Consider the following 10,008-nt stretch of genomic DNA (forward strand, 5'->3'; position numbering starts at 1 on the left):
GAGAAGCATCGCGCGCGGGGTGCGCCGCCCCGCGCCGAAACCACGTCCGCCCCGTTGGCGTAACGAGATACGCTGCGCTACGCAGACGTCAAGCGCACGCCATCCACCAGAGAAAGGACCGCCATGAACCGTCTCGCAGACAAGGTTGCCGTCGTCACCGGTGCGAACTCCGGCGTCGGGGCCGCCATCGCCAAGCTCTTCGCCGCAGAGGGCGCCAAGGTCGTCATGAGCGCGCGCCGCGCCGCGGCGCTCGAGGAGGTCGCCGAGCAGATCGCGGAGGCGGGCGGCGAGGCCTACGTCGTCCCCACGGACATCTCCAAGCCGGAGGACCCCGAGAACCTCATGGCCGCCGCGCAGGAGAAGTACGGCAAGATTGACATCCTCGTGAACAACGCGGGCGTGCTCGAGGCCGGCCTCAAGCCCATCGACCGCTATACGGACGAGGACCTCGACCGCATCGTCGAGACCAACCAGAAGGGCACCATGCGCTGCATGCGTGCCGCCACCAAGCGCATGACCTCCGGCGCCTCCATCGTCAACATCGCTTCCATCGCGGGCGAGAAGGGCTGCGGAGGTGCGGCGTACGTCTCCTCCAAGGCCGCCATCATCGGCATCACCAAGCACACCGCGCTGCGCTTCCAGGCCACGGGCATCCGCTGCAACGCCGTCTGCCCCGGCACCATCGTTACCCCCATGACCACCACCATCGACCCCGCGAGCCTCGACCCGGACATGATCGGCGCCATGGCCGCGCACTCCAACATGCAGACCCAGCCCTGCATGCCCGAGGACGTCGCCAACATCGCGCTCTTCCTCGCGAGCGACGAGTCCCGCGCCCTCACCGGCCAGATTCTCGTGAGCGACTTCGGCTCCATGCTGTAGCTCTTCTCGGCACCTGAGCGTCAGGGCGGCGCGGTCGAACGGCCAACCCGGCTGCCCGGCCGCGCCGCGTCTCCAGGGTCGCGCGTCGAGGAATCGTGGCGCGATCGACCAGGCGGCGTCCGTCACGCCGCCGGTCAACCCCCTGCCGTACAATCTTTTGAACGCAGCTTGGCGCGCCCGGCGCCGAGCCCACGGAAGGGGGACGTCATGACCGACCTGAGAAGCATCGCGCGCGGGGTGCGCCGCCCCGCGATACTCCTTGCCCTGGTGGTGGCCCTGTCCTGCGCGGCATGCGCCCCGGCAACGACCCAGCAGAACCCTGTGGACCCCGCGCCCCAGGAGCAGACGGAGCAGCCCGGCACCACCCAGGAGGAGGCTCCCGAGGTCCTGCGCCTCGCCGATCTCCTGTCAGACCCCTCCGCCGCGTACGGCGCGCTCGAGGAGGTCGGCCTCACGTGGAGGGACAACGGCAGGCTTGAGTTCGCGGGCGAGCACTGGCCGGATGCCATGGCGGACACCGAGGAGTCCCACCCCGTCTATGACGCGCTCGCGGAGCTGGGAGTCGATCAGCCGGAGGTGGGCTCCGACTACTTCGTGGGCCCCGGCTACGTCTGCCTGGGCACGGGGCTCGCGCCGTCGCTGCGCGTGGACGCGGCCCAGCGCGCGGTGCTCGTGCCGGACGCCGCCGGCTCCGCGGACGCGATTGCCCTCGCGGCGCCCACGACGGCGCCCCTTACCGAGGAGCAGGTCACGGAGCTCGCGGCCTCGGCTGGATTCGAGGGCGAGGGCGCGTCCTTCGTCTTTGACGACACGGGCAAGACCGACGTCCTCACCGAGACCCGCGCCGGCATCATGCGCGTGGGCGAGAAGGACTGCGTCTGGTACGTGCAGCAGTACGGGTACGTGGGGGAGGGCGGCTTCTGCGCGCTGCGGATGGGTGTCGTCCCCACTGACGTTGCCAAGAGCGTCGTGGACACGAGCGTGCTCGGCCAGGCCGGGCAGCTCGGCACCTGGGACGCCACCGGCTCGGACGAGGAGCGGCTCGAGCTCTTTGCCACCGCCGTGGCGCAGGACGCCATCGTGGGCACCGGGTCCTCCTGGACGAGCGTGGTTACGGGCGAGCTGATGCAGTGGGACTCCGCCTCGAGCGGGTGGGTCGTGGCTGCGGAGGAGTAGGCCCCTGCGGCACGCGGGGACGTTCCCGCACGTAAACTGTATCTTTCGCGCTCTCCGGTTGCGGCACCGGCCCCACGTTCGCACCGTATCATGAGAGCGTTGGACCGCCGGCCGAGAGGGAGCCATGGGAGCACGCAACACAAGACGCCACGTCCGCCCGGCAGTCGTTGCCGCTGCGCTCTCGCTCTCCGCGCTGCTTGCGACCGGCTGTGCGACCGTCACCGTGGACCAGCCCACGCAGGACACGCAGGAAGACGCCCCCGCGGAGGAGCAGGTCATCGAGGATGCCCCCGCCCCGGAGCCGGAGGAGGAGCCCGAGGAAGAGGCCGAGGAGGTTCCCGAGGAGGAGGCGGAGCCCGAGCCCGTCCCGCTGCGCGAGACCCTCGACCTCTCCACGTTGGACTTCAACGCCATCCCCACCGCGGGCGAGCTCAGCACCTTCTCCCTTGCGCAGGCGGCCGCGCCGGAGCTCTCCGCGGAGTCCCGCGCCGCCATCGAGTCCGCCATCCAGAACGCCCAGCGCCTGGGCAACGTGAGCGTGATCTTCATGAGCTGCAACACGGGCGCGGGCATCGCGTACAGCACGGACACCTCCGTGTATGGCGCGAGCTCCTTCAAGGGCCCCTACGTCGCCTATCTCTGCCGCGAGCTGGTGGAGACGGGGCAGCTCTCCCTGGCGAGCACGTGCACCGTGTTCCAGCACGACCCGTTCTTCAGCGGCACGTACGGACACGTGGGCGCCACGTACTCCCTCCAGAATCTGGCCGAGGCCACGGTGCGCGACTCGGACAACGACGCCTTCCGCATCCTGCACATGAACTACGACAGCCTGGGCTACTACGACTGGCTCGACCGCACCTTTGGCGCGGGGACGCTGCCGCGCGTGGGCTACTTCCCGCACGTGAGCGCTCGCATCATGGCCAAGGCCTGGGCGTACGTGTGGGACTACCTCGGCGGCGGCTCCGAGATCGCGGCCTGGCTCTCCGGGCTCTACGCCAACACGAGCGTCTCCTTCATCCGCGACGCCCTGGCATCCGCGGGCGCAGACGCCACGGTCTACAACAAGGCCGGCTGGTACGGCGGGGACCCGCAGTACAACTCCACCACCGACGCCGGAATCGTCCAGATAGACGGCTCCACGTATCTCGTCGCCGCGGTGTCCAACATGTCCTACGGCGACTCCAGCGCTGCCGCCCTCGAGGGCGTCATCCAGGCGGTCTTCTCCGCCCGCGAGGCCCTCGGCTAGCCTGGGAGGTTGACAGTTTCCTCAGGTCAAACTGTCAACCTGAGGAAACCGTCAAAAGGGACAGGGTTGTTTGTCATGAAAGAGAGGGGAGAGGGCAGATGAACGGTCTCATAGCAGCGGGTACGCGTTGGCGTGCAGGCGGGAGGCGCCTCGCGATAGCACTCGCCGCGCTTCTCGCAATCGTGCCTGCCGTGATGGCGGCTCCCACTCGGGCCCTGGCCGCAGGAGCCGAACCCCAGGGCGCGTCCCTCCAGCAGGGGGCCGTCACGCCCGAGGAGGCCTACGACGCCATGGTGGCGCTGCGGGGCCAGTATCCCAACGGAATGCGCTGGACCAACGACAACTACTACCATTCCCCCGTTCTTGGCGGGGGCTACGGCTGCGCCGGCTTTGCCTTCATCCTGAGCGATGCCGCCTTTGGAGACAGCCCTGCAACGGAGTTCTACGACCTCAGCGAGGCCCGAGTCGGCGACATCCTCTGCGTTAACAATGGCGCGCACTACGTCATCGTGCTGGAGGTCCGCTCGAGCTCCTTCGTCGTTGCCGAGGGAAACATCAACAGCTCGATCTACTGGGGCAGGGAGATCTCCTTCTCCTCCACGCGCCCCGGCTTCGTGTACGGCATCACGCGCTACGGAGATTCCCAGCTCGTCGATACCCGCTTCCCCGACGTCGTCGAGGGCGACTGGTACCACGACTCTGTCATGTGGGTGGCGGAGAAGGGCATCATGACCGGGCAGGGCGACGGGACCTTCGCGCCCACCAAGTTCCTCCAGCGCTGCGAGATGGCCCAGCTCCTCTGGAACATGTATGGCAGGCCGTCGGCAGACAAGAGCCTCGTGACCCGCTTCCCCGACTGCTCTGCAGACGAGTGGTACGCGGAGGCCGTGGCCTGGGCTTACCAGAAGGGCGCCATCGGCGGATACGACGACGGCCGCCTGGGCACCTCGGACTCGGTCACGCGCGAGCAGTTTGCCACCATCCTCTGGCGCCTCGAGGGCAAGCCCGCGGGCACCGGTGACCTCACGGCCTTCCCCGACGCGTCCAACGTGTCGGAGTTCTCCCACGACGCCCTGGAATGGGCGGTGGGCGAGGGCATCATCACCGGAGACAAGGGCAACCTGAGCCCCGCGAAGGCCCTCTCCCGCGCCGAGGCGGCAACGATGCTCATGCGCTGGAAGGGCTGACAGTTTCCTCAGGTCAAACTGTCAACCCGTCGGACGGCCCGGCTCGTCTCAACATACCTCCCCGTACATTCCCCACTCGTCTGAATAACAGCTGCCATCTGCGGATTCGTCCGTCTCCTAAGGCCAAGAAAAGCGCGCCCTTCTCCCTAAGATGACTTTATGGTTTCTGAAAAAAGGGAGGTGGTTCCACATGAGTGGACGCACGCTAACGCAGAGGCGCGGAGGCATCCTGGCGGGTGTCGTCGCCGTCCTCATGGCCCTGGCGTTCCTGGTCACGGCAACGCCGGCAAGGGCGGCCACGGTAGGCACCTATGCCGACGGGTCGGCCGGCTTCTTCGAGTGGCTGGGGGAGACCGACGCCGCAAACAAGGTGAGGGACGCCCTCAACGGCACGGTGAGGAACGAGAAGAACACGGGCAAGAACATCGGCTCGTACCAGACCATCAGCCCCACCAGCGACAAGAGCGCCTTCAACCTGGACAACATGTGCGACTCGCTCGAGATCATGGAGAAGTGCAACTCCCTGCGCGTGCAGAACGGCCTTACCGTCCTCTACGTGGACCCCTCCCTCATGGCCATCAGCCAGATTCTGGCCAACTACTCTGCAAGCACGAAGCAGCACGCCTCCGTGTTCAAGGTGGGCGAGAACTTCACCGCGGGCAGCTACGACTTCACCGTCAGCGAGTCCTTCAACGCCCTCTACAACGAGGAGAAGAGCTACTGGGAGTCCTCCGCCTGCAACGCCGCGAGGAACTGGTTCAACAGCTACAAGGCCGCGCACGGCTTCAACGACGCCCTCAACGAGCTTTCGAACACGTACCCGACAGAGTTCAAAAACGCCGGGCACTACCTCAACATCATCAATCCCGAGTACAAGACAACGGGTTCCGCCTGCGCCGTGGGCAGCTACTACATTCAGGAGCAGTCGTTCGACTTTGGAGCCCGCGGCAAGAACACCTACACCGTCGCCAGGTTCGAGGAGCTCCTGGACCAGTACCTCGACCTCGTGAGGGAGAATGACCCCGGTCATCTAGACCCGAGCGGCCCGTTTCCCGGCGACCACAAGCTGAGCATCCAGCAGCCCTCCGCCGGCGGCAGCGTGAGCAACTACATCGGCGAGTACCACTCCCCTGGTGAGGACGTGTGGGTCGAGGTGGCGGTCCACCCGGGCTACGTTCTCGATTACGTAATCGTTGAAGGCGTCAATCTGGTCACTTGGAGCGAGTACGCCAACGAGCCGGGGACCTATGCCGTGTACTTCACCATGCCGGACAACGACGTCACCGTCCGACCGGTCATCATCAAAGAGAGCGTCCCCGGAGAGGAGCAGTACAACGTCAGCGTCGCGAGCGCCTCGCACGGCAGGGTATCCGTCGATTGCTCCAAGGCAGGCTACGGCTGGCTCGTTAATGTCACCGCTACTCCGGACGCCGGCTACAAGGTGGGCAGCTTCACCGTGACCGATGCCTCCGGCAAGTCCGTCCCCACGGGCGGCAAGGACGGCGAGATGTACTTCCTCATGCCCGAGTCCGACGTCACCGTCAAGGTGACCTTCGTCCTCGACGCCGAGCTCTCCATCACCTACGACAAGCCCGCGCACGGGCGCGTGACCGTGGACCCCAGCTCCGGCGTCAAGGCGGGCGACTACGTGACCGTGGCTCTCTGGCCGGACAATCTCTATATAGTGAAGAGCGTCAAGGTCACCAACCTCTCCACCGGGGCCAGCGTGGCGCTCTCCGGCTCTGGTGCAACCCGCTTCTTCACCATGCCGGACGCCAGCGTGAAGCTGGAGGTCACTTTTGGCTCCATGTTTGGGGACGACGATGAGGAGCCCGAGGTATTCCCCACTAAGTTCACCGACGTCGCTTCGGACGCCTGGTATGCCAAGGCTGTCAAGTGGGTCTCGGACGAGGGCATCATGAACGGCCAGGGGGACGGCACGAAGTTCGAGCCCCAGAAGGGGCTCCAGCGCTGCGAGATGGCGAAGCTCCTCTACAACATGGCGGGCGAGCCCTCGGTCAATCAGAGCGTGGTGACCCGCTTCCCCGACTGTACCGCTGGCACCTGGTATGCTCCCGCCGTAGCCTGGGCGTACCAGAATGGCATCATGACGGGCTACCAGAACGGGAGCTTCGGCACCAGCAGCGGCGTTACGCGCGAGGAGTTCGCCACCATCCTCTGGCGCATGGAGGGAGAGCCCAGCGGCTCGGGCAACGTCTGGAAGTTCCCCGACTCCCCAAAGATCTCCCCGTTTGCGCTCGAGGCCATGAAGTGGGCCGTGGGGAAGGAGATCATCACCGGAGACAACGGAAACCTGAGCTCTGGCAAGGCCCTCTCCCGCGCCGAGGCGGCAACGATGCTCATGCGCTGGAAGGGCTGACAGTTTCCTCAGGTCAAATCGTCAAGGCGAGCGCCGCGGCACGAATCGTTCGTGTCGCGGCGCTCTTGCTATGTTTGCGAAAGAACAGGCGAGAAGAACCGAGAAGATCGGGCAGCCTCCAGGCCCGGACGGGGTGCCAAGGCGCTCGCGCGCGTACATATATAGATAAGGGATATGGAGAGTGAAGGGTCTCCAGCTGAAAAAGCGGGGCGCCTCCGAGTGCCGGACGTGCTGCGAGGCTAAGAGAAAGGTTCAGGCTTGTGAGGCGAATCAAGGCGCAAGGTTTCAGAGGAGTAACAACCGGTGGGCGAGGGAAAAAGAGGGGTGAGAGAGACAATCCATGAGAGGAGCGGATACTATCCGAGTCACGAAGTTTGAATAACGGGCAGCTAGTATGTGCTAGACTGAATTCGCGCAAATGGTGATCGAGCGGTTGAGAACGACACGCGAGCGGGTGTTTTCCCCGGGTAGCGGTCGTGATTCCCAAGATAAATTGAATTTGCGCGTGACTCCGCTCGGAACAAGTGATAGTATGCCGCAAGGATGCAGACTCATTGCCTGCGCGCTTTGCCGTCTCAAAGTTGCGAGCAAGGCGGCAAAGTGGGATAATGGCGCCTGTGTCCAAGGTTTCTAGATTGTCTTTTGAAAGGAGACAACACATGACAGCTTGCAGGAACAAGGCCTCGCGCGCGGTGACCGCGGCCCTCGTGGGCGTGCTCTCCGTGGGCGCGGTCCCGATGGTGGCCATGGCGGCCGGCGTCAACGACGGCGCCAGCCTGATGTTCGCCGACCCCGAGGGCGCTTTTAGCAACGCCAAGGTTACGGCGGCTGAGTTCCACCACAACAACAGCGACAGGGGCTTTTCGCTCGTTGATGGTATCTATACGACTACCTTCGACGAAAACCAGCCCGTCACCCTCAGCTGGTTCACCTTCAGCATGTACGGCACTGGTGGTCTCGGTGACATGCGCATTGAGGCCGAGGACCCGACCGATGACTTCGAGGTTGAGTACTTCAACCGCGGCGCCGACGGCAAGACCACCGGCGAGGAGATTACGGGCGACATCTCCGAGGTCGGCAAGTACGTCGTTGTCGTTACCGCCGTTGATGGGCAGTACAAGGGCGGGAAGCTCTACATCCCGTTCGATATTACCGCTCGTAAGATTCAGCAGGTTCGCATCGTCGGCGCCGATGAGGTGACCTACAACGCAGAGAGCCATGACTTCCAGTTCCAGTTCCTGGACGAGTGGGGCCACTGGATTAATGTCATGGAGGGCACCGACTACACCGTCGAGTACATCTACACTGGCCATGACGCCACCGACAAGAACGTTGCCGACGTCAAGAACGAAGGTACCTACAAGGCGAAGATTAGCGGTATGAACAGGTGGGACGGCACGCTGACCCTCTCTGATACGATTACCGTCAATCCGCTCGATCTGGCCAGCACTGACGGTAGTGTCAGGGTCGAGGGGGTTATCTCCGCCAGCGAGACCGAGCCTGAGAACACCTTCGCCATCTGGATTGATGGCAAGCTCTACTCCGGTGATGACGCAATCATGAAGGAGCTTAAGGCTGACCAGTCCGACACCGAGCGGGTCTGGTTCGAGAACGGTTCGTACGGCTACACTCTCAAGGCTGCCGTCGAGACCCCGAATATCGTTAACGACACCGTCTTCGAGGCTCGCAAGGTTGCCCAGGAGATTGACTTCCTCTACGACGGCGAGGCTCTCCCCGAGTCTCACGACGTGATTGGCTCTGACGCGAGCACCTCTCTCAACCTTAACAAGGTTACTGGTTATGCGGCCGACGGAACCGTTGATGGCGCTACCGTTCCCAATTCTGACATCTATTGGTTCGTCTACGACGAGAACGGCAAGATTGCTTACGAGTCCACCACGGGTAGGGATTACACGGTGGCTGGCTGGCAGCACACTTCGGGCTCCTATACCGTCATTTTCACTTGTGACGGAAGCGGTAGTGGCTACAAGCTCGGCGGTAGGGCCATCATGTACGTCAACGTCTACGATGACGCCGTGAACGCCGACGCCAATGCTGCCGTGCTCTATGACGTTAACGGTGACGGAACCAAGGAGGTCGTCACCTCCGTCGACGGCGTCTACGACGGCTCCGACTTCACCAAGAAGATTGACGTCGCCGTCCGCTACTCCAACGGCGCCCCGGTCCCGCGCGACCAGTACCAGGTGAAGTACTATCGCGCTGACGGCACCGAGGTCAAGCAGGTCGTCGACGCGGGCACCTACACCCTCAAGCTGACGAGCTCCTCCGTGAAGCTCTCCGGCACCACCGAGATGACCATCACGGTCGCCCCGAAGTCCCTCGAGACCATCAGGTCCGGCGCCGTCCGCACCAAGTCCTTCGACCACGCCGGCGTCTCCACCGTCGAGTACCTCCCCTGGAAGGAGAACGGCTACGGTGTCACCAAGGCCGGCAAGATCGACGGCCTCGGCCTCCAGTACAAGGACGGCGACAGCTGGGTCGACATGAACCCGCAGATCATCCAGAACGTCCTCAAGGTCACCATCCTCAGGGACGGCGCGGAGGTCGAGAAGATCACGGACGAGGGCGTCTACACCGTCCACTTCGAGGCCCGCAACGAGGACGCCGCCAACAACTACGTCGTCCCCGCCGACCTCACCCTCACCTGCGTCAAGGACTCCCACCTGCTCTACGCCGACGTCACCTACACCGACTACTTCGCCGACGCCGTCGCGGCAGTCAACGACCTCGGCGTCATGAGCGGCTACACCGACGCTCAGGGCAACGCCTACGGCGTCTTCGGCGCCACCGACAGCCTGACCCGCGGTCAGGTCGCGACCATCCTCTACCGCCTCGCCAACGGCGAGGGCCTCGTGGAGACCGAGCCCGTCTACAACGAGATCTTCGGCTACGAGACCGGCTTCGAGGACTGCAACGGCAAGGCCTTCTACGCCCAGGCCGTGGCGTGGGCCAAGAGCGTGGGCGTCGTCGAGGGCTACGCCGACGGCACCTTCCGCCCGGAGCAGGCCGTGACGCGCCAGGAGTTCGCCACCATGCTCAAGAACTACGAGCAGCTCTTCGGTGACTACTCCGCCGCCGACGAGTCCGTCCTCGACAAGTTCTCCGACGCCTCCGAG

At 64.5% G+C, this 10,008-nt stretch carries 6 protein-coding genes; all 6 read left to right on the top strand.

Annotated elements, in window-relative coordinates; all coding sequences use genetic code 11:
* Positions 1 to 123: 123 nt before the first annotated feature.
* Positions 124 to 882 carry an SDR family NAD(P)-dependent oxidoreductase gene (locus B5F79_RS10680; protein ID WP_087221453.1) on the top strand — a complete coding sequence of 253 codons (759 nt, stop codon included), beginning with the start codon at positions 124 to 126 and terminating at the stop codon, positions 880 to 882.
* Positions 883 to 1,089: 207 nt separating this feature from the next.
* On the top strand, positions 1,090 to 2,058 hold the full coding sequence (locus B5F79_RS10685; RefSeq protein WP_087221457.1) for a hypothetical protein: 969 nt from the start codon (positions 1,090 to 1,092) through the stop codon (positions 2,056 to 2,058).
* 124 nt (positions 2,059 to 2,182) lie between these two features.
* On the top strand, positions 2,183 to 3,304 hold the full coding sequence (locus tag B5F79_RS10690) for a serine hydrolase (RefSeq protein ID WP_087221460.1): 1,122 nt from the start codon (positions 2,183 to 2,185) through the stop codon (positions 3,302 to 3,304).
* Positions 3,305 to 3,402: 98 nt separating this feature from the next.
* Positions 3,403 to 4,491 (top strand): S-layer homology domain-containing protein, encoded by a 1,089-nt coding sequence (locus B5F79_RS10695; protein ID WP_087221463.1) that lies wholly within the window; start codon positions 3,403 to 3,405, stop codon positions 4,489 to 4,491.
* Between the two features lie 190 nt (positions 4,492 to 4,681).
* On the top strand, positions 4,682 to 6,871 hold the full coding sequence (locus B5F79_RS10700) for an S-layer homology domain-containing protein (protein WP_158094889.1): 2,190 nt from the start codon (positions 4,682 to 4,684) through the stop codon (positions 6,869 to 6,871).
* 659 nt (positions 6,872 to 7,530) lie between these two features.
* On the top strand, positions 7,531 to 10,008 hold a 2,478-nt coding region (locus B5F79_RS10705; protein ID WP_162607603.1), incomplete at its 3' end, for an S-layer homology domain-containing protein.

The sequence above is a fragment of the Olsenella sp. An285 genome, from assembly GCF_002159625.1.
GTDB classification, from domain to species: Bacteria; Actinomycetota; Coriobacteriia; order Coriobacteriales; family Atopobiaceae; genus Thermophilibacter; species Thermophilibacter avicola.